At 63.2% G+C, this 24,050-nt stretch carries 20 protein-coding genes; 16 read left to right on the plus strand and 4 right to left on the minus strand.

All coding sequences use genetic code 11. The annotated features are described in order from the left end of the window. The 5 genes from ORS3428_RS28340 to ORS3428_RS28360 all read left to right on the plus strand — a co-directional run. Positions 1–3,090, plus strand: a 3,090-nt coding sequence (locus ORS3428_RS28340; protein ID WP_071101586.1) for a beta strand repeat-containing protein, incomplete at its 5' end; no start/stop codon positions are given. A 205-nt stretch (positions 3,091–3,295) separates the two neighbouring features. Next, positions 3,296–4,969 (plus strand): type I secretion system permease/ATPase, encoded by a 1,674-nt coding sequence (locus ORS3428_RS28345; RefSeq protein ID WP_244508131.1) that lies wholly within the window; start codon positions 3,296–3,298, stop codon positions 4,967–4,969. Further along, positions 4,966–6,306 (plus strand): HlyD family type I secretion periplasmic adaptor subunit, encoded by a 1,341-nt coding sequence (locus ORS3428_RS28350; protein WP_071101588.1) that lies wholly within the window; start codon positions 4,966–4,968, stop codon positions 6,304–6,306. The genes ORS3428_RS28345 and ORS3428_RS28350 overlap by 4 nt, the downstream gene beginning before the upstream one ends. 256 nt (positions 6,307–6,562) lie before the next feature. Next, positions 6,563–6,994 (plus strand): hypothetical protein, encoded by a 432-nt coding sequence (locus ORS3428_RS28355; protein ID WP_071101589.1) that lies wholly within the window; start codon positions 6,563–6,565, stop codon positions 6,992–6,994. After that, positions 6,994–7,860, plus strand: coding sequence for an alpha/beta hydrolase (locus ORS3428_RS28360; protein WP_071101590.1), 867 nt, complete (start codon positions 6,994–6,996; stop codon positions 7,858–7,860). Before ORS3428_RS28355 ends, ORS3428_RS28360 begins: the two co-directional genes overlap by 1 nt. Before the next feature lie 14 nt (positions 7,861–7,874). On the opposite strand, the gene ORS3428_RS28365 is transcribed toward ORS3428_RS28360, so the two are convergent. Both ORS3428_RS28365 and ORS3428_RS28370 read right to left on the minus strand, forming a co-directional pair. Next, on the minus strand, positions 7,875–8,462 hold the full coding sequence (locus ORS3428_RS28365) for a hypothetical protein (protein WP_071101591.1): 588 nt from the start codon (positions 8,460–8,462) through the stop codon (positions 7,875–7,877). After that, positions 8,459–9,652, minus strand: coding sequence for a cytochrome P450 (locus ORS3428_RS28370; RefSeq protein ID WP_071101592.1), 1,194 nt, complete (start codon positions 9,650–9,652; stop codon positions 8,459–8,461). The genes ORS3428_RS28365 and ORS3428_RS28370 overlap by 4 nt, the downstream gene beginning before the upstream one ends. A 209-nt stretch (positions 9,653–9,861) precedes the next feature. On the opposite strand from ORS3428_RS28370, the gene ORS3428_RS28375 reads away from it, so the two are divergent. From ORS3428_RS28375 to ORS3428_RS28385, 3 genes are all read left to right on the plus strand, one after another. Beyond that, the gene (locus ORS3428_RS28375) at positions 9,862–10,839 is read left to right on the plus strand and encodes an Lpg1974 family pore-forming outer membrane protein (protein ID WP_131802962.1); all 978 of its coding nucleotides are present in this window, start codon (positions 9,862–9,864) and stop codon (positions 10,837–10,839) included. Positions 10,840–10,861: 22 nt separating this feature from the next. Continuing rightward, positions 10,862–11,710, plus strand: coding sequence for an alpha/beta fold hydrolase (locus tag ORS3428_RS28380; protein WP_157895999.1), 849 nt, complete (start codon positions 10,862–10,864; stop codon positions 11,708–11,710). Positions 11,711–11,876: 166 nt separating this feature from the next. Then, a complete protein-coding gene (locus ORS3428_RS28385) occupies positions 11,877–12,524 on the plus strand; it encodes a class I SAM-dependent methyltransferase (protein ID WP_071101595.1) in 648 nt (215 codons plus the stop codon). A gap of 133 nt (positions 12,525–12,657) precedes the next feature. Here the strand turns inward: ORS3428_RS28385 and ORS3428_RS28390 are convergent, their stop codons facing one another. Continuing rightward, complete coding sequence (locus ORS3428_RS28390; protein WP_071101596.1) at positions 12,658–13,467, minus strand: SDR family NAD(P)-dependent oxidoreductase; 810 nt, start codon at positions 13,465–13,467, stop codon at positions 12,658–12,660. Positions 13,468–13,973: 506 nt separating this feature from the next. On the opposite strand from ORS3428_RS28390, the gene ORS3428_RS28400 reads away from it, so the two are divergent. The 3 genes from ORS3428_RS28400 to ORS3428_RS28410 all read left to right on the plus strand — a co-directional run bounded on the left by ORS3428_RS28400 (position 13,974) and on the right by ORS3428_RS28410 (position 16,010). Continuing rightward, positions 13,974–14,483: a hypothetical protein gene (locus ORS3428_RS28400; protein ID WP_071101598.1), complete on the plus strand. Its 510-nt coding sequence runs from the start codon at positions 13,974–13,976 to the stop codon at positions 14,481–14,483. A gap of 30 nt (positions 14,484–14,513) precedes the next feature. Next, positions 14,514–15,128, plus strand: coding sequence for a hypothetical protein (locus ORS3428_RS28405; protein ID WP_131802963.1), 615 nt, complete (start codon positions 14,514–14,516; stop codon positions 15,126–15,128). 135 nt (positions 15,129–15,263) lie between these two features. Then, the gene (locus ORS3428_RS28410) at positions 15,264–16,010 is read left to right on the plus strand and encodes a DUF5131 family protein (protein ID WP_071101600.1); all 747 of its coding nucleotides are present in this window, start codon (positions 15,264–15,266) and stop codon (positions 16,008–16,010) included. On the opposite strand, the gene ORS3428_RS31930 is transcribed toward ORS3428_RS28410, so the two are convergent. Continuing rightward, positions 15,965–16,897 (minus strand): three-Cys-motif partner protein TcmP, encoded by a 933-nt coding sequence (locus ORS3428_RS31930; protein ID WP_274534830.1) that lies wholly within the window; start codon positions 16,895–16,897, stop codon positions 15,965–15,967. The two genes, ORS3428_RS28410 and ORS3428_RS31930, sit on opposite strands and share 46 nt — an antisense overlap. Before the next feature lie 443 nt (positions 16,898–17,340). Between ORS3428_RS31930 and ORS3428_RS28425 the strand changes: the two genes are divergently transcribed. The 5 genes from ORS3428_RS28425 (at position 17,341) to ORS3428_RS28445 (ending at position 23,936) form a co-directional block, all read left to right on the plus strand. Next, positions 17,341–18,393, plus strand: coding sequence for a LacI family DNA-binding transcriptional regulator (locus tag ORS3428_RS28425; protein ID WP_071101603.1), 1,053 nt, complete (start codon positions 17,341–17,343; stop codon positions 18,391–18,393). Positions 18,394–18,481: 88 nt separating this feature from the next. After that, positions 18,482–19,720, plus strand: coding sequence for an ABC transporter substrate-binding protein (locus ORS3428_RS28430; protein WP_108723205.1), 1,239 nt, complete (start codon positions 18,482–18,484; stop codon positions 19,718–19,720). A 427-nt stretch (positions 19,721–20,147) separates the two neighbouring features. After that, a complete protein-coding gene (locus ORS3428_RS28435; RefSeq protein ID WP_071101605.1) occupies positions 20,148–21,068 on the plus strand; it encodes a carbohydrate ABC transporter permease in 921 nt (306 codons plus the stop codon). Continuing rightward, positions 21,068–21,925, plus strand: a complete 858-nt coding sequence (locus ORS3428_RS28440; RefSeq protein ID WP_071101606.1) for a carbohydrate ABC transporter permease — start codon at positions 21,068–21,070, stop codon at positions 21,923–21,925. The genes ORS3428_RS28435 and ORS3428_RS28440 overlap by 1 nt, the downstream gene beginning before the upstream one ends. Positions 21,926–21,944: 19 nt before the next feature. Then, the gene (locus ORS3428_RS28445; protein ID WP_071101607.1) at positions 21,945–23,936 is read left to right on the plus strand and encodes a glycoside hydrolase family 127 protein; all 1,992 of its coding nucleotides are present in this window, start codon (positions 21,945–21,947) and stop codon (positions 23,934–23,936) included. The last annotated feature ends 114 nt before the right edge of the window (positions 23,937–24,050 follow it).

The raw sequence follows: 24,050 nt of genomic DNA on the forward strand, positions 1-24,050 counted from the left end.
ACCCGCGACGTCGTCATCACCATCACCGGCACCAACGATGCGCCGGTGATCGGCGCCGCCACGCTTGTCGGCGCCGTCACCGAGGACGCCGCCGCGCCGACCGAGACGGCCACCGGCACCATCGCCTTCAGCGATGTCGACCTGACCGACGTGCACCTGGTGTCGGCGGTGTTCAAGAGCACCGACTACAGCGGCCAGCTCGGCTCGCTCAGCGCCGTCAAGACCGCCGACACCACCGGCTCCGGCACCGGCGGCCAGATCGGCTGGACCTTCACCGCCAGCGATGCCGCGCTCGACCAGCTCGCCGCCGGCCAGACCGTGCACGAGACCTATACCGTCACGCTCGACGACCAGCATGGCGGCGTCGTCACCCGCGACGTCGTCATCACCATCACCGGCACCAACGACGCGCCTGACATCCATTTGGTGACGACCGACAGCGCGGCGGCCTCGCTGACCGAGACCAATGCGGCGCTGACGGCCAGCGGCACCTTGACGGTAACCGACGCCGATGTTGCCGACACGGTCAGTTCCTCGGTCACYGGCGTGGTGGCCTCGGGAACGACGGCAGGCCTCAGCCTGTCCAATGCCCAGTTGCTGGCAATGCTGAATGTGAACCCGACATCGGGGCTTGCTGCCAATCCGACGGACACACACAATCTCACCTGGAGCTTCAACTCGGGCACGCAGGCGTTCGACTATCTCGCTGCCGGTCAGTCGCTGACACTGACCTACACGGTCCAAAGCACCGACAACCATGCGGCCTCGGACACCCAGACGGTCACCGTCACAATCAACGGCACCAATGATGCGCCTTCCATAGACCTGAACGGCGCGTCGGCAGGAACCTCCACAAGCATCAACTACACCGCCGGATCTGCCGCCACCGCCATAGCCCCATCTGCGACGGTCACGGACATCGACTCCGCCGATTTCGGCGGCGGCTCGTTGACCGTCGGCTTCACCTCGAACGGCACGTCCGCCGACCAGCTGACGATCCAGAACCAGGGCACAGGCGCCGGCCAGATCGGTACAAGCGGCAGCAACGTCACCTATGGCGGTACGGTCATCGGGACGTTCAGCGGCGGTACGAACGGGTCGAACCTCGTCATCACGTTCAACGCCAGCGCCACCCAAGCGGCGGCAGCGGCCTTGGCCGACCACATCCTCTATTCGAACGCGACCAGCCCCACCATTGCCAAGACGGTGACCTACACGTTGGTGGATGGGGACGGCACCGCCAACGGCGGCACGGACACTAACACCGCCATTGCGACGATCAATGTGACGGGTGGCGACACAACGGCGCCCACCATCACTCTTATCGATAGCAAACAGAATAGCCAAGGAAGTGGCAGCAGCCTTTATCTCGTGTTTAGCGAGACGATGGACCATTCGTTCGTTGACACTTCTAGAATTGCAATAAGCGGAGGCTCAATTTCTGGAGTTGGAACTTGGGGCCCGGTCACAATAAACGGAACTACCTATCAGGAAGTCTATACCATCCCCATTACCAAAACCGGCAACAATGGCTCTACCTATTCTGTTACTGTTCAAAGCGGTGCGTTCAGAGACCTGGCCCTGAACCCCAGTGCCGCTCATGCGCAGGTCAGCGGTCTCAAGCCCGCCGGCGCCGCCGGCGAGCCGATCAATCTTGGTCTGACCGACCCGGCGGACGGCCAGGCCGTCACCGTAACGGTGAAGGATCTGCCTTCCGGCTGGACCATAGGCGGCGCCACGCAGAATGCCGACGGGTCCTGGACGGTGCAGTCCAATGCCGTCCACGAGCTGACGGTCACCACGCCCRCCGACTACGCTGGCGCGGCAGTGCTCGACATCTCGATGACCTGGACCAATGCCGACGGCACCGCGGGCAGCATGTCGATCGCCGACAATGTCGAGGCCTATGCGCCGGGTTCGCCGATCTTCGCCTGGTCGGGCGACGACGTGCTCACCGGCTCCAGCGGCAACGATCTTTTCGTGTTCTCGCAGCCGATCGGCAACGACAGCGTGCACAGCTTCGATGCCGCAGCCGACCAAATCGACCTCATCGGCTATTCCGGCTTCCAGAGCTTTGCCGACGTCCAGGCGCACACCGCGGACGATGCCAACGGCAATGCGGTGATCACGCTCGGCGACGGGCAGTCGATCACGCTCGAGGGCGTGCATTCCTCAGCCCTCGGCACCGGCAACTTTGTCTTTGACCAGACGCCGGTGGTCAACAATGCAGGCACCATGACGCTCGGTAACGGCGCGCTGCTGCCGCTGAGCGGCACGGTCAACAACAGCGGCGTGATTGCGCTGAACTCGACCGGCAGCGAAACCCTGCTGCAGGTCATCCAGCATGGCGTGACCCTGCAGGGCGGGGGACAGGTCGTCCTGTCCGACAATGCCGCCAACGTCATCTCGGGCACGGGTCCGGATGTGACGCTGGTCAATGTCGACAACACGATCTCGGGCGCCGGCCAGCTGGGCGATGGCATGCTCGGCCTCGACAACAGGGGCACCATCATCGCCTCGGGCACCAATGCGCTGGTGATCGACACCGGCGGCAGCGTCGTCCTCAACTCCGGCACGCTGGAGGCGACCGGCTCGGGCGGCCTGGTCGTCGCAGGCGCGCTGGCGAATTCCGGCATGCTCTCGGCCAATGGCGGCAACATCGTCATCCACGGTGAAGTCACCGGCAATGGCGATGCCACGATCGGCAATCTGTCGAAGCTGGAATTCGGTGCAGCCTCGTCGACCGATGTCACCTTTGCGCAGAATGCGGCCGGCACGCTGGAGCTCGACGATTCCTTCGACTTCAGCGGACGGATCGGCGGCATCACCAACGACGACAAGCTGGACCTGAACGACATCCTGTTCGGTGCCGGAACGACGGTCACCTATCAGGCAAGCCAGGATGGCACCGGCGGCACGCTCACTGTGTCAGACGGCGCCCACAATGCCACGCTGCACCTGCTCGGCACCTACGACGCGAACGGCTTCAAGCTCGCCGATGACGGCCAGGGGCACACCGTCGTGACCTACAACCCGGCGGAGTTCACGCTCACCGGCGTCAGCGGCGGAACGAGCGAGTTCGCGGTGTGATGGAAAGAGGGTGAGCCGCAACCACGCGCGGCTCACCCGCTTCTGCTCCAGCCGTTTAGCTTACGAATTAAGGTTTACGGCAGGTTTACGAGTGAGTGGCGTGGCCGGTTGAAGGATCRGGAGTAGTATCGGTTCCGGGCATGCAGGTTGGACAGGGGGCGGTTCTCCGCTGGGTATTTTGGGTCTCGACAACAAATCCAAGATCGTGAGGGAAGCGCTTCGCGCCTGCCGCCGCTATTTCCTCTTTGCGGCGGTGTTCAGCCTGGCGATCAACCTGCTTTACCTCGCATCCCCGCTCTACATGCTGCAGATCTACGACCGGGTTGTCACCAGCGGCAGCGAAACGACGCTGGTGATGCTGACCGTTGTGCTGCTGGCGGCGTTCCTGGCGCTCGCCGGTCTCGACCTCGTGCGCGCCGCGATCCTGACGCGCGCCAGCGCGCGGCTCGACCGGCTGCTCTCGGCGAAGATCCTGGCGGCGTCCGTCGAGAGCCCGTCGCAGGGCGCCTCGCAAAGCCAGCCGATCCGCGATTTCGATACGTTCCGGCAGGTGATCACCGGCAGCGGCATCCATGCGCTGTTCGACCTGCCCTGGTCGCCGATCTATATCGGCATCATCTTCTTGCTTCATCCCTGGCTGGGCTTCTTCGCGCTGGGCTCGTCGCTGCTTCTCATCACCATGGCGGTGCTCAACGAATACATGGTGCGCGCGCCGCTGAAGCAGGCCAACGACCTTGCCACCGCCAATTACAGTTTCACCGAAATGAGCCTCAGGAATGCGGAGGTCGTCCGCGCCATGGGCATGATCGACGGCCTCGTCCGCCGCTGGGGGCGCGACCGCTGCCTGGCGCTGCGCCAGCAGGGGCGGGCCAGCGACCGGGCAGCGCTGATGTCGGGCCTGATCCGCTTCCTGCGCCTCACCATGCAGTCGCTGATCCTCGGGCTGGGTGCCTATCTGGTCATCGAGCGGCAGATCACCGGCGGCTCGATGTTCGCTGCCAGCCTGTTGCTCGGCAGGGGGCTGCAGCCGGTCGAGCAGATCGTCGGCCTCTGGCGCAGCCTGATCCTGGCGCGCGCGGCCCTTGGAAGGGTGGAGAAGCTGCTTGACGCAGGCGTGCAGGGCGAACGTTCGTTCAACCTGCCGAAGCCAACGGGTAAGATCGCCGTCGAGCAGTTGACCTATGCCATCCCCAGCCTGCAGAAGGTGCTGCTGCGCGATGTCTCTTTCCGGCTCGAAGCCGGCGAGGCCCTCGGCATTGTCGGCCCCTCCGGCGCCGGCAAGTCGACGCTCGCGCGCCATCTCGCCGGTATCATGCAGCCCAGCCGCGGCACGGTGAGGCTGGACGGCGCCGATCTGACGCAATGGGGCAGGGAAGCGCTCGGCGACCATATCGGCTACCTGCCGCAGGATATCGAGCTGTTTTCCGATACGGTGGCCGCCAATATCGGCCGCTTCAAGACTGATGTCGACCGCGAGGTGATCGAGGCCGCACGGCTCGCCGGCGTGCACGAGATGATCATCCGCCTGCCGCAAGGCTATGAGACGCAGATCGGCGAGGGCGGGGCGGTGCTGTCCGGCGGCTACCGGCAGCGCATCGCGCTTGCCCGCGCCGTGTTCGGCATGCCGAACCTGATCGTGCTCGACGAGCCGAGCTCCAACCTCGATGCCGACGGCGACCGCGCGCTCGCCGAATGCGCGCTGGAGCTGAAGCGCCGCGGCAGCACGGTCATCATCGTCTCGCACCGACCCTCGACGCTCGCCAATGTCGACAAGATCCTGCTGCTGCGCGACGGCGCCGTCGAGGCCTTCGGCATGAGGAACGAGATCGTGGCGCTGCTCAACCAGCGCGCCGCCCCCATCGCGGTGGCAACCCAATGAGTGACATCGCCGCCACCTATCGCAGCCTCTCCGGCGCCGACGAAGCAGGCGCCAATCCGGATTCGATCCGGGCACCGGTCTGGATCGGCATGCTCATCATCGTCGGCTTCTTCGGCGTGTTCGGCGGCTGGGCCGCGATGGCGCCGCTCAACGGCGCGGTGCTTGCCGACGCGGTGGTCAAGGTCGAGGGCAACCGCAAGAGCGTCCAGCATTTCGACGGCGGCACCGTGAAGGAAATCCGCGTCAAGGACGGCGACATCGTCAAGGCGGGCGACGTGCTCGTCGTGCTCGACGACACCCGCGCCCGCTCCGAGTTCAACCTCTATTCCCAGCAATATGCGCTGCTGCGCGCCACCGATGCCCGCATCCGCGCCGAGCTCGACGGCCATGAGGCGGTGGCCTTCCCGAAGGACATCACCGCCGAGCACCAGGCCTATCTGCAGGATGCGATGGCCAACCAGATCGCCGACCTCGAAAGCCAGCGCGCTTCGATGGCGGGCGCCAGGCAGATCCTGCAAAAGCGGATCGCCGAGCTCGATGAGCAGATCGAGGGCAAGGAGGCGCGCGTCGAATCTTTTCGCGCGCAGCTCAAGTCGACCGTCGACGAAAAGGCGGGCCTCAACAAGCTGCTGAAGGCCGGGCTGACGACGAAACCGCGCATCCTGGAGCTCGACCGCTCGGCCGCCGACCTGCAGGGCCTGATCGACCAAGCGCTCGGCGAGATCGCGGGAAACCGCCAGAACAAGGCCGAGCTTGAAAGCCAGATCGCCCAGCTCACCAATGAGCGCCGCGCAAAGCTCTCGGCAATGCTGATCGACACCCAGTCGAGCCTCACCGACCTGGTGCCGAAGATGTTTGCCGCCCAGGCCACGATGAACCGCGCGGAGGTGCGCGCGCCCTATGACGGTCAGGTGATGAACCTCACGGTCTTTTCGACCGGCGCGATCGTCGCTCCCGGCCAGACGATCCTCGACATCGTGCCGGCCAGGAATTCGCTGGTCGTGCAGGCGCAGGTCAAGGTCGAGGACATATCCAGCCTGCGCGCCGACATGATCGCGGAGGTCCGCTTCACCTCCTACAAGCAGCGCACGACGCCGGTCATCCACGGCCGCGTTACCCAGATCTCGGCAGACCGCGTCACCGACGCCAAGACCGGCTTTCCTTACTATGTCGCCGACATTGCGGTCGATCCGCAGGAACTCGCCGCCGCGCCGCAGATCCAGCTCTATCCCGGCATGCCGGCGCAGGTCATGATCGTCACCGAGGAACGCACCGCGCTGGATTACATCCTGGGACCGCTGACGACGTCGCTGCACACGGCGTTTAGGCAGAAGTGAGCGGCAGGCACGGTCGCTGCGCTTCGGCAAAAGCTCGCCGGCCGCATGCTAAAGCGCGTCACGATCTTTCAGATTGGCTCCATGCGCTTTAGGTTTTTTGATTTTACGCATGTCTTTGTCCCGAAACCGGTTCCCACTTTCGGGAGACATGCTTTAGGCATTGCGCGACACCGACGCTTCGCCTCGCTCTTTTCCCACTAGCCCGGCCTTGGCGGCTCGGCATAATCTCGCGCCCGTTTCCAACCCTTGAGTCCGCATGAGCAATCTCCTCTTCACCCGCGTTCCGTTCAACCCGGTCTCCCTCGGGCTTGTCTGCAACTTCATCGCTCACTATCCGCCCTTCGACGGCTATGAATTCGGTCAGATGGTGAAGTCTTTGCGCTACCAGATCGAGCAGCAGACGCATCTGATAGGCTCCATCGACGATGCCATCGTCGCCTATGTCGGCTGGATCGTGACCAGCGGCGAGATTGCCGAGGCGTGGGTGGCGAACAATGGTCCGCTCAATCCCCATCCCGGCGGCCCCGCGGTCGCCGTGAYGGTGCTGGCGACGCGCTCGTCCTCGCATATCCTGCCGCTGATCAAGGAGGCAAAGCTGCTCAATCTCGACAAATCCGTCTATTGGAAGCGCGACTTCATCGATGCTCGCGGCGCCATGAAGCGGGCCGTGCGCAAGCGGGAAGCCTGATGGCCCATCCAGTATCCATCGAGGCGCTGACCCAGGAAATCCTCATCCGCCTCGACGACCGCTACGCGTCGATGTTCGTACGCATCTGGCAGCCGGCAGGCGCGCCGCGCGCAACCGTGTTCTGCCTGCATGGCTTTACCGGCAACGGCGCCGATTTCGACTATCTGGCGGCCTTCCTCTGTCACAACGGTTACCTGGTGATCTGCCCTGACCTGCTCGGGCGAGGCCGCAGCGCCTATCTGGGTTCGGGCTACGACATCAATGTCTACTACAATTGCCTGCGCGCGCTCGGTCAATTTGCCGGCAAGGAAAACCACTTCATCGGCTCCTCCTGGGGCGGCACGATCCTCTTGCTGTTCCTCTACATGACCCGCTCGCGGGCGACCAAGGTGGTGCTCAACGACGTTCCCATGCTGGGCGGCGCCAATGTCGACCGCATACGCGCCGAGATCATCCGCGACAGCGAGGCGACGTTCGCCACCCGCGCCGATGCCGAGGCCTATGTGCGCTCGACGCGCTCCTTCATGGGGCCGGTCGAGGAGGCCGTGTTTTCCCGCTATGTCGCCAACAAGATCATTTCCGGCCCCGAGGGTTTCCGCCTGGCCTATGACCCCGCCACGACCGGGAGCTTCGGTTCCATGGCTGGGCGCGACTACGACCTGTTTCAGATCGTCGCCAAGGTGCAGGCGCGGTTCCTCCTCATGTACGGCCGCGACAGCAATTTCATCGACAGGCAGGCCATCGAGCGCACCCGCCTTGTTCGCCCGGACCTGTGGGTGGCCGACAATGTCGATGCAGGCCACCCGCCCTCGCTGATGACTCTCGACCAGGCGCTGCTCATTCTCGGCTTCCTCACCRCCGCGTGACAGGGGTGTCAGCCCTACGCTTGCGCGTCGATCATCTCGATTCGGCACCAGCGCCGGCCTTGGCGGGTGATCGAACACACCCCCAGTCCGCGTTCGGTCCTTGGTTCGCTGAGGCTGACCAGTTCGACGCTTGCGGCACGCGGCGGTTCGAGATGCAGCGCCCTTAGCACGAAGCGCCGGCCTGTGGCCGCCTGGTATCGGTTGAACACCACTGCAAGGATTTCTGCGTGGCTGCGCCGGCCAAGCACGAGGTAGCGATGGTAGGCGCCGCTTCCGGGCAAGGCGATGTGAGGGGCGAGCCGGGGCTCCTTGTCGGGCGGCCCCAAAGCCTCCTCGAGGTTGACGATGTAGAGGTCGAGTGGCGCGCCCTCGATCGGCGCAAGCGAGACCRCCACGGCCGTGCGGTGAGCGCGTTTGAAGCTGATGGCCGCATGGTGGGCGATCGGCCGCAGGAACTTCAGGTCGAGTCGGGCGAAATCCGGATAGCGGCGTTCGATCAGTGCCACGACATCCAGCCCGCGCACGTAGCGGCGRCCACCGACATGTGGGAAAGCGAGCCGCTCGCCCTCGACGAACGGACGGGCCCGGGAAACCTGGTTCATCGCCGGGCAAYGGCGACCGAGGAGCCGACCGCCGGCCGCAAGGCCAGCCCATAGTCGAAGCGGATCACATCGTCCGCGCGGTTGAAGGTGAACTGGCGCACAATGGCCCGCACCGCCTCCCTGACCTCCAGCCGACCGAGGCGCGCGCCGCCGCACATGCGTGGCCCGGTGAGGAAAGGGATGAAGGCGCGACGGTCATACGTATCCTCGATGAATTCCTTGCGGCTGGCGTCGAAGGTCTTCGGATCCGCCCAGAAGGCGGGATGCTTGTGCACGCCCACCACGGAGAGCAGAATGAGCTGTCCGGTCCTGAGCTGCCTGCCGTCCAGTGACGTCTCCGCCGCCACCTCCCGAACCAGGAAGGGGATCGGAGGCAAGTAGCGCATCGTCTCGTTGACGATACAGTCGGTATAGGGCGTGTCCGGTTGGCCCACGTCGATCTCGTCCTGAATGCGCTGCTGCACCCTCTCGTTGGCGCCCAACCGATCGATCACCCACAGCACTGTGGCGACGGTGGTCTCTACGCCGGCAAAGACATTCATGACGAACTCTTCGACGGGCGAGAAACCCTGGACAGCCTTGGCCTTCTCGGCGAAGCGCGCCWTCTGCGCCGCGGCGCGTGGCTCGGCGGCGAGTTGGGCGGCAAAATCGGCGACCACCTGGCGGGCGTCGTACACGGCCCCGTCGCGCTCCGAAATCGTAGGCGCTACCCAGGAAAAATATTGCAGCCGGCGCAGCACTTCGCGGACCCGGTCGATCAGCGCGATCGTCCGCTCGATGTCCGCGACCAGGCCGAAGGCGCGATAGAAGATGGTGAGAGAGGCCGAAAACAGTGCCTTCTGGATGCCGGCGAGGGTCGCATCGCTTTGCAAAAGGCGGGCCGTGTAAATTTCGGATACCGCGCTTTGCTGGGTCGGCTTCGCCGCCGCCAGATAGGCATCCTGCGTGATCTCGCGCCGGATCGCCCAATTTTCATCGTTGGTGTTGAAACGACTGTAGCCTAAGGCCGAGATCATCGAGAAGTTCTTGCGGAACAGCGCCGGCGCCTTGACGATGTGGTCGACCGCATCGGGATGGTCGAACACCTGGAGGTTGCCGATGCGATTCTCGCCCGCGCCCTGCTGTCCGCTTTGGGCGTAGAGCGCATAGACGAGACTGTTGAGGACGTCCTCGATCTGCGATTGATTCATCTGGCCCCCGCCATCCGCAACCGGATATGGCCGGTTTCGGCGGCTGACACATCCGTGCAAGACGCTTAGCACATTTGCTTCGAGTCGATAGGCTGATTGGACCCGGCCCCGACAACTCAGGCTTGCAGCAGGCTCCAAGGCCTCCGGTCCGGAGACCATGGGATGGTCGCTGTGGCAAAGCTGTCACACTGCCTGACGAAGACATATCAGTGGCTTTCGCGGATGCTTCCCTTCAGTTAGCTTGCGCGCGGGTTTTGGGTTTGGATTCTTTGGGGGACAGCGTGCGGGCGCAGGCATCCGGTAAATTTTTGGCGACTGTTGCGGCGTCGGCCGCGTCGATGACTTCCGTGGGCGTGGTCGCGGCCCATGCGAATGACGCGCAGGCGACGGACCAGACGGTCATCGATTCGCGCATCAAGCTGGCCTTTGAAGGTTCGTACTTTTCAAATGATGTCCATGATGCCGACAAGCTCGGTCTTCCGCCCAGCAAGGCCGGATTCAACGGCTCCGTTGCATTGACCAAGCAGATTTCCCCGGACATGGACTGGCGCCTGGCCGGCGCCTTTCATACCGGCAGGGACTGGTCGGTGGGCGAAAGTGAGGCGGTGAGCGGCGGCGTGCTGAGCAGGTCTCTCAGCCATGGATTCGATTTCCAGACGGTCGACTTCGATCTCGGCAAGCATGTGAAGGTGCAAACGGCCGACATTCGGCTTTTCGGCGGCCTGCGACTCCTGCACGCCGACCAGACGGAATTCAATTCCTCCTTCTCGGCGACGCCCACCGATCCCGCCGACAAGGGCTTCTCCACCGACAAGATCGGCACCTCGGAATACTGGGGCATTGGCCCGCGCATCGGTGCGGAGGCTTACTATCCGGTCGGTGAGACGTGGGGCTTGACCGGCGCTGTTGCAGGCTCCGTCATGTGGGGACGCCGCACCGACCGCATTGGGGCAAGTCTGACATTTACGAACCCCGACGAACAATTTTCCGAAACGCTGGCTAGCGAGCACTCGAGCGAGACCGTCTCCAACGTCGAGGCTTCGGTCGGCTTGAGCTGGACGCCCATCGCGAACACGACCTTTACCGCAGGCTACAAGGTCGAGCAGTGGCACAACCTGATTGTGAACGCTGACCACAAGAACCAGACGTTCGACGGTCCGTTCCTGCGCCTCGAAGTCAAGATGTGACGGCGGCTGGCTGCAGGTGAATTTGGCAGCGGGTTTCGAGTCCAGGTTCGCGGCCAACGGCAACGTCAGATTGCACTATATCGCGGCGGGCTCCGGCCCGCCGATCGTGTTTTTGCACGGCTTTCCCGACCATGGTCTCGGCTGGCGCCGCCAGATCGAGGCGCTCGAAGGCAAGTATAGGATAGTGGCGCCGGACCTGCGCGGCTTTGGGCGAAGCGATGCCCCGCAGGGGCATGCCAACTACACACTCCTGCCTTGCCTTGTAGAGGATGTGCTGGCCGTCCTGGCGGCGGAGGGCCTTTCCCAGGCTTCGGTGGTTGGCCATGACTGGGGCGGCATGATCGCCTGGTGGCTGGCGATGCGAATGCCGCAGTTCGTGCGCCATCTGGTGCTGCTGTCGGCGCCGCACCCGCGCCACTATCTGCGCGCCATCCACGATCCGGCCAATGCCGGCACCATCAGCTATATCCGTCGTTTCCAGGGGATCGGYGGCGCCATGCCGACGCCGGAAGAGCTGGGCGGCTGGGTTGCCGATCCAGCCGAAAGAAAGGTGCTCGTCGAATCGCTCGATCGCTCCCACCCCGAAGCGATGCTCGGCTACTACAGGGCCAACATACCGCTGGGCAAGGTGCCGGATATGGGCCCGCTGCCGCCGGTCAGGGCGCCGACGCTGGTGATGTTCGGCGCCGACGATCCATACATTCCGGCCGGCGCCTATGACGGCACGTTTCGCGAGGTCGACAATGTCACCTCGGTGGTGGCCTTGCCGCGTGCGGGCCATTTCATCCATCACCAGGCCGCGGCCTTCGTCACACGCCAGATCGAGGCCTGGGTGTCGCGGCCACCCTCGAGCTTCCGCAGCATGGGCTAGAGCATTCTGCAGCTAGCGGATAACTTCGCGTCTCCGGCGCCRACGCCAGCGCGCTGACCGTCGCTRCTGTCTCGACTTGTTCAGCGCCAACTGCGGGCCGGCCCCGCCGTAACGCTGCGTTCAGCTCCGCCATATAAGGAATTCGGAATCCGGAGGCCGCAGGCTGATGTTGGACAATTACGAGGTGGACCGGTTTGGCGTGATCCACCAGATCGACTTCACGCCGATCAAGTACGACAAAAAATATATTTCCTATTACGAGGACCTGAGTGACCGGACCATCAAGCTCGGCTATCAGCGGCTTGGCTGGGTGCTGGGTATCACGGGCGAGATTCCTCGCTCGGTGCTGGAGATCGGATACGGCACCGGCACATTCATCGAAGCCGCCAAGATTGCCGGGGTCGCCGATTGCGCCGGCTGCGACATCGCCGAGTTTCCGTTGCCCGATGGCGTCCGCTTTGTCGGCTGGGATGAAGCGCTGGCCAGCTCGTGGGATCTCGTCGCCATGTTCGACGTGCTCGAGCACATACCTGATCTGGGTTTCCTCGGCCGCCTTCAGACCCGGCATCTGGCCGTCGCAGTCCCTTATTGCCGCTGGCGCGAGCTCGGCGCCGACGGCGATGCCTGGTTCCAAACCTGGCGCATGCGCCTRCCCAACGAGCACCTGCACCACTTCGACCGCGGCTCTCTGGTGGCGCTGCTCGCGCACCACGGCTTCGAGTGCGTGACGCTGAACGGATTCGAGGACGGCATCAGGCTGCGGCCCGGCGAAGCGGGGCCGAATATTTTGTCGGGTTTTTTTAGGAGGCGGTAGGCGGGTTTCCGTCGGCGCCTGCGATGCGTGATGGTCTCCACTCCGGGAATTGTCGGGCGCAGCGCGGACCGCGTTTCCTCGAAAGAACAGCCCTGCGAAAGGGCTGACACGTCGGGCAACCTGCGGACTGGCGTCAGCGATACCGAGATGCGAGTTCTGCCCCGCGGCCGGCATCGAACAGGGCACGATTTGCGTCCGCGACAGCGGAGAGCCTGTCCCTTTCGTTCAATGCCGGGATGCAGATCGTGTCTCCCTGCCGGAGGCCAGCCAAGGATGCCTGGACGACATCGGCCGGTTCCATCACCGGCACATTGGGCCTGAGGACCGGCTTGCCGTCAATGTCATGGAATTCTGTCCTGACGACTGCGGGACAGAGTGCCTGGACGCGAACACCTGTGCCCTGGAGTTCAGCCGCGAGAAGCTCGCTGAACGTCGTGACGAAAGCTTTCGTGGAGGCATAAACCGAGCGCTTCGGCAGGAACGGGTGGTTCAGGCTTGCGCTGAAGCTGAGCATGGAAGAGACATTGATGATGGCGCCTTCGCCGCGCGCAATCATCGCAGGAAGTGACGCATGCGACAGACGCATGACCGCAGTCACCTGCACGGCGACCTCCTCGCCGGCTCGGTCGATCGACAGCTCGACGAACGGCCTGTAAGTCTGGAAACCGGCGTTGTTGATGAGCAGCGATACGTCTCCGGCCCGGATCCGTCGCTCCACCGTGTCGAGGCCTTCCGACCGCGCCAGATCGGCGACGATGATTTCCGCGGAGGCGCCGCCGGCCTCGATATCGCGGGCTACAGCCTCAAGTCGGTCGCGGCGCCGGGCGACGAGCACGATGTCGTACCCATCGCGGGCCAGGCGCTCGGCGAAAGCTTTGCCGATTCCGGAGGATGCGCCGGTAATGACAGCGACGCCCAAAGAGCTCCCGGTGGAATTGGCCATGTCCGTTCTACCCACTGTGTCGTGCCGATGGATTGATCTATGGYTGTCCAACAATACCGCCTGCGGTCGGTTTTGTACTCCTCAAATCGCAATTTGCGCCCGGCTCCGCAGCCGGCGGCGACGCATGGTTCCAAACCTGGCGCATGCGTCTCCCCAACGAGCACCTGCACCACTTCGACCGCGACTCGCTGGTGGCGCTGCTCGCCCACAACGGCTTCGAGTGCGTGACGCTGAACGGATTCGAGGACGGGATCAGGCTGCGGCCCGGGGAGGTGGCCCGAATATTTTGTCGGGGTTTTTTAGGAAGGGGTAGGGCGGCTTCCAACCGGGCCTGCGAAGATAGAGCCGGGCGAGTGGCGTTCGTGCACCTGAGCGATATCTAAGGCGAATTGACTTGAGCTGTCATCGGCGACAGGTTAGACCGAAGCAAAAGAATCTGATAATACTTTATCGGCGGTGGAAGTAGGCTTAACAGATATTGTACGGCCTTGAGGCGGGGAGGGAGAATGAACCGCAAATGGGGCGTGACTGTTATAGTCGGAGGGTCAATCGTCGCCTACTCGCTATCGCGCCTTTTCGAAGTGCCGGCGATGCACGTAGGTGTTTGTGATACGACAGTTCCGAGCGAGCAATATCAAAAGACGGTCGAATTTCTTGATAGCATAATTCAGCTTGGCCTTACTCTTGCAACAGGCCTCATTGGATTGGGCGCTGCGCTTATGATTGGGCTGCAGGGCAGTTTGCGCATGACCCCATGGAACGTCACGTTCTTGGCCGGATCAATCATCTGTTTAGCACAGGCGATACTTTACGGCATCTGGTGGAAGGCCGGCGTGGCGAACCTATGGTTCAATGAGTGCTGGGAAAAGATCGATGCCGACTTCCTTCAGTACCGATATTCGACCAGCTATGAGTTCTTCATGCTCGGAATATTGCTCATCGGCGTTCTGGTCGTTTCTATCGCATTGCAGCGAGTTGGAGAAGCGCCGGCGACCGGTGGAGGTTCGCATGCCTGAACTGCTGTGTAAGGGTGAGGAGACACGGCGATGACAAGAGCAAACTGTATTGTAGCAGCTTGCCTCGTGTTGGGATGGCTTGCGCCCGTCGCTCGGGCGCAAGACGTGATCCAGGAATTCAATTACGAGGTCCAGATATCAGCCTGGGAGACAAAGAGCGGCGAGGTCGTCACTTCATCCGCGCACAAAGCCGCTCTGAAGGCCATCGCAACGGATTTCAGTTCCACAGCGACCTATGCAGGTATCAACCACGATGACGCTTCGAAGGTCGCTCTAGCGATCAAGAACGCGGGCGACTTCTCTGTCAAGTCACAAGGGGTGATTGCTAAATGGTCGACTGGTGAAGTGCGATTTGCCTGGAATGATTCCAACCAGTTTGCAACGGTTGCCAGCACGCTCAAACCCGAGTTGATCTCGCTTCAAATCGAGCGGCTGCCCAGTATTACCGTGGTCGTCGATCCTGTTCCGCCGGTCGACTATCTCGTCGAAATTAACGGTGAGCGCGTTCGGACAACCGACAAGGGAAAGTACCGCGTTGATGTCGGCGACGTAGTTGTTCGCGTCACTCGTGCTTCGCGCCAAGATTGTCTCTGGAAGGGCACCCTTCAGGCCGGAGCCGAGCAACAGGTGGCGTGCAAGCTCTGATCGAGCGCCGGTTTGCAGCGACGAAGAAGCCCTGGYGTTGGCGCAAGGCTCAGCGGTGATCYGCCGAAAAAAGCCTTAGAATGACGTTTACACTGTTTGTGYAGTATCTGCCTGTAAAAGCAGCAGGATGGCTCCATGGCCGACACTTCTATCGAATGGACGGACGCGACTTGGAATCCTGTCGCTGGATGTACAATTCTCACCGCAGGCTGCTCGAATTGCTATGCCATGAGGATGGCCGCCCGATTGGAGGCCATGGGTGCCCGCAAATATTCGGGCCTAACGCGCAAAACTGGCGGTAGAGCAAAATGGACTGGGAGGATCAGGCTTGACCACGCGTCACTGTCCATCCCGGGGGAATGGAAGAAGCCGCGACGCGTCTTTGTAAATTCGATGTCCGACCTGTTTCATTCGGACGTGCCGATCGAGTTCATCGGCGAGGTCTGGCGCGTGATGGCTGCCACGCCACGCCACACCTATCAAATTCTGACGAAACGACCAGACAGGATGATAGAGATCGTTCCAGCTTTCAAAAAGCTGCCAAACGTCTGGCTCGGCACTAGTGTCGAGGATAGCCGCGTCCTGCACCGGCTTGACGAGTTGCGGCAGGTGCCGGCCACAGTGAGATTTGTTTCATTTGAACCTCTGATTGGGTCTGTCGCAGGCGCCAGCCTCAAAGACATACATTGGGCGATCGTCGGGGGGGAAAGTGGGCCAAWTGCGAGGCCGCTAGAGACGCGATGGGTAGATGAGATATTCGATCGATGCACCGATGCGGATGCGGCATTTTTCTTCAAGCAATGGGGCGGCAAGAACAAAAAGGCGACCGGTCGTGTCTACCGAGATCGGCTTTGGGACGATCTGCCAGACTTGAGGATATGAGATGCCATTCTCGTCGCAAGGGCGACTGCCGGCGGGCTAGCGTTTGATACGGCGAAGAATAGCGACGCCAGTGGTGCCCCGCTTTTATGATGGAGACGAACGGGGTCAAGAACCGCGCCTTTGAAGGCTGTTTRCAACCGCTCTTTCACATAATCTTCAATGGCGTCCACGTCTGCTCGCCGAACAGCCTGCCCCCCTGTTTCGAACATATCGCGAGGCGCGCTCTGATGATCGTACCATCGCTCCCGCCAATCGGTAGCCCCTAGCACACGATCGAGGTTCGCTTGCTTGCCCGCATCGAGTTTTGCCGGGTCATGGGGAGCGTTTCGATATAAGCCCGAAAGCGGGAAGAAATACCAGCAGTCCAACGCTTGCGTTTCTGCGATGGCTTGGACGGTGTCCCACGACACTTCCATGCCGTAGGGATCGAGAAAGATAACGCCACGAATTCCACGACCGACTGTCTCCGGACCGCGCCAACGGGTGCGCCGACAGAGGCGCTGAACGAGCGCATTGGCGTCACCGTGCCGAGGGATTATCCGGCGATGCGGGTATTCAGCCTTCAGGGCTTGGAGCTCCGCGAACCGAGAGCCGTCTTGTTCGATAAGCACGATGGAATGCATCGGGGGATCGACTTCGATCGCGATCCTTGCTGAACCCGGCGTGGATACCTCTTCAGGCTGGGCATGTTCTCCTCCGAAAAGAGGGAGCCCTGGACGAACCTCGGTTCGGGTGCCCGAGCCGGCAAAGGCATCGATGTAGATGCAGGCAAATTGCTGATCCTGCAAAGCCGTCGCGAACGCTCGCAGATATTCTTGCAAGCAGCGAAGCTTCTTAGAAGTGTCTGGTCCCCCGAATATATGCGCCTTCAATGGCACGATCCCCATATGGCCATCGCCTATTCATACGCACATTGAAACGACTGTCTATATGCCGAGTGCAACGTCAGAGCTGTTACTGCTTTGGCTTGAAATGTGATGGCGTTGACCGTCGACGGAAAGAAACGAATGTGGAATGCTTGTTCAATGGGAGGAACTCTTAGTTAGAGCCATCATCAATTACAGACGCCGCTCGAAATGGCGAACAGGGTCTGTATTGAGCCAGTGCCCAATTGGGTGAAGAACGATGACGCTTTGCAGTTCTGCAAGGTAGCCATTAGCGAACAGACACAGCCCGCACATCGCCCCCTTGCCAAGCTCCCCACCTTCCCCTAATCTCCCTCTGAGAAAACCTTTTCCCAAATCGCTTGACGCCCGCTGACCTCACCCGTCATCTTCGTGCAGGGCGATAAGAGAAAACCTTTTCCCAACTTAGGGATGCGCCTCGAAATATGTCCGCCGACGCCCAGCCAGCGCCAGTTTCCGCCAAGCCGCCGGTCACCCTTCGCGAGGTGGCGGCTGCGGCCGGCGTCAGTGTGGCGACGGCGTCGAAGGCGCTGAACGGGCAGGGGCGCATGACGGCCGAGACGCGCGAGCGCATCCGCGAGACGGCGCGGCTGCTCGGCTTCCGGCCGAACAGCCTGGCGCAGAGCCTCTTGCGCAAGCGCTCGTTCACCGTAGGCCTGCTCACCAACGATACGTATGGCCGCTTCTCGCTGCCGCTGATGGCCGGTGTTTCGGATGCATTGGTCGACAATGGCGTGTCGGTCTTCCTGTGCAATGTCGAGGACGACACGCGGCTCGGCCAGCTGCATGTCGAGGCCATGCTCGACAAGCGCGTCGACGGCATCATCGCCACGGGAAAACGCATCGACCGCCATCTGCCGGTCGACCTCTCCAACCTGCGCGTGCCTGTCGTCTACGCCTTCACCCAGCCCGATCCCGGCGCGGTCGGCCTCGTCTCCGACGATGCCGGCGGCGCGCGGCTCGCGGTCGARCATTTTGTGCGGCTCGGGCGCCGCCGGATCGCCCATGTCAGCGGCCCGGCGAGCTTCGCGGTGGTGCACGCGCGGGCGCAGGCCTACCGGGACGTGCTTGCGGAAAACAACCTGCCTGTCGGCGAGCCGCTGCTTGGCGCCTGGTCGGAGGCCTGGGGCCACGATGCGGTGGCAAAACTGTTCGGCAAGGCGGGCAGGGAAGGGTGGCCAGATGCCGTCTTCTGCGGCAACGACCAGATCGCCCGCGGCGTCATCGATGCGCTGCGCGAGCGCGGCATCCGCGTGCCCGACGATGTCGGCGTCATCGGCTTCGACAATTGGGAGATCGTGGCCGAGGCGACGCGCCCGCCGCTCACCTCGGTCGACATGAATCTTTCGACGCTCGGCCGCGAGGCCGGGCTCGCTTTGCTTTCGCTCGTGGGCGGCCAGCCGGCCGCGCCGGGCATCAGGAAACTGCCGTGCCGGCTGGTGGTGCGTCAGTCATGCGGCCGTCCGCCGGGCGGCTGAGACGTGAAAGTAAAGGCCAAGCTTGCCCGAACCCGCCGGGTGGCACGGCCGAACAGGGAGGAGAACCATGAGGAGGAATACCGTGAAAATGTTTGCCAAGCTGGCCTTGGCCGCAGCCGTGATCGGCGGCGGTCTGCAGGCGGCGTCCGCCGAGACCGCCAACATCTGGGTGCGCGCCGACGGCTCGAACTTCATGCCGCGCATCGTCGACGCCTTCAACAAGGCGCATAAGGATCAGATCAAGCTCGACATCATTCCGAACGCCGAGATCATCCCGAAATACGGCGCCGCAGCCGCCGGCGGCACTGCGCCCGACGCGCTGTCGCTCGACCTGATCTACACGCCGTCCTTCGCCGCCGCAGGCCAGCTCGAGGACATCACCGACTGGGCGAAATCCTTGCCCTATTTTTCCAGCCTCTCGCCCGCGCATGTGAAGACCGGCACCTATAAGGGCCACATCTACGGCCTGCCGTTCTCGGCGGATAGCTCGGTGCTGATCTGGAACAAGAAGCTGTTCAAGCAGGCAGGGCTCGACCCCGAGAAGGGGCCGACCAACTGGGCCGAGATCGAGGCCGACGCCGAGAAGGTCAACGCGCTCGGCGGCGACATCAAGGGCTTCTACTTCTCCGGCAATTGCGGCGGCTGCAACATCTTCACCTTCACGCCGCTGATCTGGGCCTCGGGCGGCGACATACTGTCGGAGGACGGCTCGAAGGCGACGCTCGACAGCCCGCAGCTGCGCGGCGCGATCGACCTCTACCGCTCGATGGTGAAGAAGGGGCTGGTGCCCGAGGGCGCGCAGACCGACACCGGCGCCAACTTCTTCGCCGCCTTTGCTGGCGGCAAGATCGGCCTCTCGCCGTCCGGCGCCTTCGCCATCGGCGCGCTCAACACGCAATATCCCGACGTCGATTACGGCATCACCTTCCTGCCGGGCAAGGATGGCGGCTGGTCGTCCTTCGCCGGCGGCGACAATTTCGTCGTCACCAAGGGCACCAAGAAGATCGCCGTGGTGAAGGAGTTTTTGGACTTCGCCTATTCGCTGGAGGGCCAGACGATCCTGGCGAAATACGGCAGCCTTCCGGTGCGCGGCGACATCGCCAAGGAGGCGCTCAAGGATCTCGATCCGCGCTACCAGGTGGCGGCCGAGGCGATGGCCAAGGGCCGCACGCCCTATACGGTGGTGTTCAACGACCTGATCAACTCCGCCAACGGCCCGTGGACGCAGATGGTCAACGAGGTCTTCTTCGGCGACGATGTCGACGGCGCCATCAAGACTGCGCAGGACACCATGCAGTCGATCATCGACCAGGCGCCGAACAAGTAGCGCCAGGGCTTGCCGGCGGCGGGCATTGCGCAACGCCTCGCCACCCAAAGCTCTGACCGGCCGCCCGCCCCGTCTCCCTGGCCGGGCGGCCGGATGTTGCATCGCTGAATGGCAGGGCTATTGCGTTGAGACAGCACACTCACCAGCATCGCCAATTTAAGGCATCGCGGGGTTTTCTCCCCCTTCTCCCCTTGTGGGGTGAGAAGCGGTCCGCGCAGCGGACGAAAAGCCAATTGCTTGGCTTTTCGAGCTTCGAACGCCCTGAGCCTGCGAAGGGCCGGGCGGTGGCCGATCCACCCCCGGCCGGGTCCCCGCTGCTTCGCAGCGTCCCGGCGTTCGCCGGCCTTTCATCGTGCCACTGGCACGATGAATTCACCTACGGTGAACCGGCTGCTCACCCCACAAGGGGAGAAGGGGAGGCGCAGCCATGACCGCCATCGCCACAGCCTCCGCTCCTGTCAGAACACGCACCGGCGTCAGCCGCCGGCAATGGGTTGGCCTGCTCTATGTCCTGCCGGCGGTCGCCTTCGTCGTCGTCTTCTTCGTCATTCCGCTCTGCATGACGGCCTGGATGTCGCTCAACAACTGGCCGCTGATGGGCGAGCATAGCTTTGTCGGCCTCGATAACTATTTTGCGATCCTGCGCGACACCCGCTTCTGGAACGCGCTGAAATTCACCGCCTATTACACGGTGATCGTCACCATCGCGATCTTCGCCGTCGCCTTCCCGCTGGCGATCTTCATCGAAAGGCCGCGGCCGCTCACGAATCTCTACCGCACCGCCTTCTTCATGCCGGCGGTGGTGGGCTTCGCCTCCGCGAGCCTGCTCTGGTCGTGGCTCTTGAATGTCGATTCCGGCCTGTTCAGCCCCGCCGCCTTCGACCTCGGCCTGACCGAAAAGAAGGTCAATCTGCTCGCCACCTTCCAGCCGGCCTTCTGGTCGATCATCGCCATGGTGGTGTGGAAGGTCGCCGGCTTCACCATGATCATCCTGATGACCGGCCTGCAGTCGATCCCGCAGGACCTGCAGGAGGCCGCCGTCATCGATGGCGCCGGCCCGTTCGCCAGGTTCAGGGCGATCACCCTGCCGCTGATGCGCCGCACGCTGGCGCTGGCGCTGATCCTGTCGGTCGCGGGCTCGATCCTCGCCTTCGACCAGTTCTACATCATCCTGCGGGGCGGCCCGCGCAACCAGACGCTGACGGCGGTCTACTGGATCTTCAACCAGTCCTTCGTGTCGTTCAAGCTCGGCTACGGCGCCGCGCTCTCCATGGTGCTGCTGCTCATCCTGGTGGCGCTCAGCCTCATCCAGCTCTGGCTGCTGCGCAAGCCCGAGGGGCTCGACTGATGGCCGAGGCGATGTCGCAGAACCGCAAGGCGGCCTTCAGCCTCACCAGGCACTCCACCGGCATGATCGCCTCGGTGCTGTTCCTGGCGCCGATCGTGTGGACCGTGCTGTCGACCTTCAAGCCGGCGCAGGAAGCGCGCCAGCCGCCGCTGCCGCCCTGGCCGACCACCGGCTTCTCGGTCGAGAATTATGAGACGCTGAACAGCTTCGGCGACGGGCTCTGGGCTTCGGCGCAGAACAGTATCTATGTCTCGGTGATGACGGTGCTCTTGTCGGTGCTGGTCAGCGTACTCGCCGGCTACGGCTTCTCGCGCTTCCGCTTTCCTTTCAGGGATTTCTTCTTCGTCCTCATCCTGTCGACGATCATGATCCCGTTCCAGTCGATCCTGACGCCGATCTTCCTGGTGCTGACGAGGCTCGGGCTTCACAACACACTCACAGGCCTGGTCTGCGTCTACGTCACGCTGCAACTGCCCTTCTCGATCTTCATGATGCGCAACGCCTTCGACGCCGTGCCGCGCGAGATCGAGGAGGCGGCGCGCATGGACGGCRCCAACAACGTCACCATGCTGGTGAAGGTGATGCTGCCGCTGGTCTGGCCGGGCGTGGTCACCATCGCGCTCTTCGCCTTCCTCGGCGCCTGGAACGAGTTCCTGGCGGCGCTGGTGCTGATGACCGACCAGTCCAAATTCACCCTGCCGGTGATGATGACCGCGCTCCAGTCCGGCCGCTTCGGCGCCATCGACTGGGGCGCGGTGCAGGCGGGCGTCACGGTGATGATGGTGCCCTGCCTGATCCTCTTCCTGGCACTGCAGCGCTTCTACATCCGCGGCCTGATGGCCGGGGCCGTCAAGTAATTCGAATGGAGTGAAATTCATGACCGCATCGCAGCCCGCCGTGCAGACCGGCACCTCAGCCAAGCCGAAGCTCGCCTTCCGGCCGTTGCCCGTGCCGCAGGTCGATGTCCGCGGCTTCTGGGGCGACCGTGTCGACGCGGTCGCCGGCAAGACCGCCGGCATCCTCTATGACCGCTGCGTCGAGGCGCGCATGCTGGAGCAGATCGATCCGGACCGGCCGTCGCCGGGCGTCGTCATCCCGTTCCACTCGCCTTCGCCCGACGAGGCGGACAGCCAGGGCGCCGAGTTCACCGGCTCGACGGTGACGACGCAGATGTTCTGGGATTCCGACTGGGGCAAGACGATCGAGACCGCCGCCTATTCGCTCTATCGCCGCCGCAACCCCGAACTGGAAGCGAAGATCGACGCCGTCATCGACATGTACGGCAAGCTGCAGCAGTCGGACGGCTATCTGTCGAGCTGGTACCAGCGCATCCAGCCCGGCCTGCGCTGGACCAACCTGCGCGACTGCCACGAACTCTATTGCGCCGGCCATCTGATCGAGGGCGCGGTCGCTTACTTTCAGGCGACGGGCAAGCGCAAGCTGCTCGACATCATGAGCCGCTACGCCGACCACATCGCCGACACCTTCGGCCCGGAACCCGGCAAGAAGAAGGGCTATTGCGGCCATGAGGAGATCGAGCTGGCGCTGGTGAAGCTCGCCCGCGTCACCGGCAACGACAAATACATGAGGCTGGCAAAGTATTTCATCGACCAGCGTGGCCAGCAGCCGCATTATTTCGACGAGGAGGCGCGCGCCCGCGGCGCCGACCCGAAAGCCTATCACTTCAAGACCTACGAATATAACCAGTCGCACAAGCCGGTGCGCGAGCAGGACAAGGTCGTCGGCCATGCGGTCAGGGCGATGTATCTCTATTCGGGCATGGCCGACATCGCGACCGAATATGGCGACGACTCGCTCAAGATGGCGCTCGAGCGGCTGTGGGACGATCTCACCACCAAGAGCCTCTACGTCACCGGCGGCCTCGGGCCGTCCGCGCACAATGAAGGCTTCACCAGCGACTACGACCTGCCCAACGAGACCGCCTATGCCGAGACATGCGCCTCCGTCGGCCTGGTGTTCTGGGCAAGCCGCATGCTCGGCATGGGGCCGAACGCCCGCTATGCCGACATGATGGAACGCGCGCTCTACAACGGCTCGATCTCGGGCCTGTCGCTCGATGGCTCGCTGTTCTTCTACGAGAACCCGCTGGAAAGCAGGGGCGGCCACCATCGCTGGAAATGGCACCGCTGTCCGTGCTGCCCGCCCAATGTCGGCCGCATGGTGGCTTCGATCGGCAGCTATTTCTACGGCCTCGCCGACGATGCGCTGGCCGTGCACCTCTATGGCGACTCGACGGCCCGCTTCGAGATCGCCGGCCAGCCGGTCTGCCTCGTCCAGACCAGCAACTATCCCTGGGACGGCGCTGTCGCGATCGAGGTCGAGGCCGAGACGCCGGTCGAGTTCACACTCTACCTGCGCATACCTGCCTGGTGCCGCAACGCGGCGCTGCGGGTGAACGGCGCAATGGTCGATCTCGATGCGGCGACCAGCGACGGCTACGCCGCGATCCGGCGCGAATGGCGCCGGGGCGACCGGGTTGAGCTCGACCTCGAAATGTCGATGGCCAGGCTCTTCGCCAATCCGCAGGTTCGCCAGGATATCGGCCGCGTGGCGCTGGCGCGCGGCCCGCTGATCTATTGCGTCGAGGAAACCGACAATGGCGGCGATCTGCACCGCATCGCCATGCCGCGCGAGGCCAGACTCGAGGCGCATGTCGAGCCGAACCTGCTCGGCGGCATCGTCACCCTTTCGGCGATCGGCAGCCGCGCTGCGGTCGAAAACTGGGGCAGCGACCTCTACCGCCCCGAGCCGCCGGCGACCGAGGAGACGACGCTCAAGGCTGTTCCCTATTTCGCCTGGGACAACCGCGATCCCGGCGAGATGCTGGTGTGGTTGCGGGAAGGGTAGGCCTTTTACCGCGGAGAGTGAACTTGAGACGCTGGCGGGACAGCGCCCCCCTCTGTCCTGCCGGTGGTGACGGCCGATCTCCCCCTTGTGGGCAGGGCTATCGCATATGGGTCA

Origin of the sequence: Mesorhizobium sp. ORS 3428 (genome assembly GCF_001854785.1) — a bacterium.
In the GTDB taxonomy this organism is placed as follows: Bacteria; Pseudomonadota; Alphaproteobacteria; order Rhizobiales; family Rhizobiaceae; genus Mesorhizobium.